1 protein-coding gene is annotated in these 871 nt (G+C 62.1%); it reads left to right on the top strand.

All coding sequences use genetic code 11. From position 1 onward, the window contains the following. Positions 1-17: 17 nt before the first annotated feature. Positions 18-842, top strand: coding sequence for an IS5 family transposase (locus P0R31_RS40735; RefSeq protein WP_275521246.1), 825 nt, complete (start codon positions 18-20; stop codon positions 840-842). Positions 843-871: the final 29 nt, after the last annotated feature.

Raw genomic sequence — 871 nt, forward strand, 5'->3', positions numbered from 1 at the left:
ATTCGAGGGAGGACACCATGCCGTGGACCAAAGCCGCTCGTATCAAGTATCAGCGCAGTGGACTGCGTTACGCAAGCGATCTGACCGATGCCGAATGGGCGCTGATCGCCCGGAAGATGCCCCCGCGGAAGCGATTGGGCCGGCCGCGGGAGGTCGATCTGCGCGAGATCGTGCAGGCCATCTTCTATATACTGTCGAGCGGCTGCCAATGGCGAGCCTTGCCGAAGGGGTTCCCGCCATACTCGACGGTGCAAGGCTATTTCTACGCCTGGCGCGACACTGGTAAATGGCAGGAGATCGTCGAAGCTTTGGTCCGGAAGGCGCGTCGGCAACTGGGACGAAAGCAGAAACCGACAGCCGCCGTCATCGATAGCCAGACCGCCTCCACGACGGAGGCCGGCGGGCCACGCGGGTTCGACGCCGGCAAGCGCCTCCATGGGCGCAAGCGCCATATCGTGACCGACACCAACGGCCTCCTGCTGGCGGCATATGTTCATCCCGCCAACGTCCAGGACGTCCATGGCGCCGTTCCGCTGTTGGAGGACTTGCGAGACCGTTTCCCAAGGCTCGAGCATATCTTTGCTGACCGGATCTATCGCGGCAAACAACTCGTCAACGCACTCTCGGACTGCGGGCCGTGGACGATCGAGATCGTCGAGCGACCGCACGGGATCAAAGGCTTCCAGCTCCTGCCCAAGCGCTGGGTCGTCGAACGCACCTTTGCATGGTTCGGTAGATGCCGGCGTCTCTCCAAAGACTTTGAGGGGTCTGCCGCCACCGAGCTTGCTTGGCTGCTCGTCGCCCATCTGAGGCTTCTAACTCGCCGCTTGGCCCGACCTTGAAGAGGTCTACGCTTTTTGAGTCAGGCTCT

It is taken from the genome of Bradyrhizobium yuanmingense (assembly GCF_029167105.1).
Lineage (GTDB): Bacteria > Pseudomonadota > Alphaproteobacteria > Rhizobiales > Xanthobacteraceae > Bradyrhizobium > Bradyrhizobium yuanmingense_A.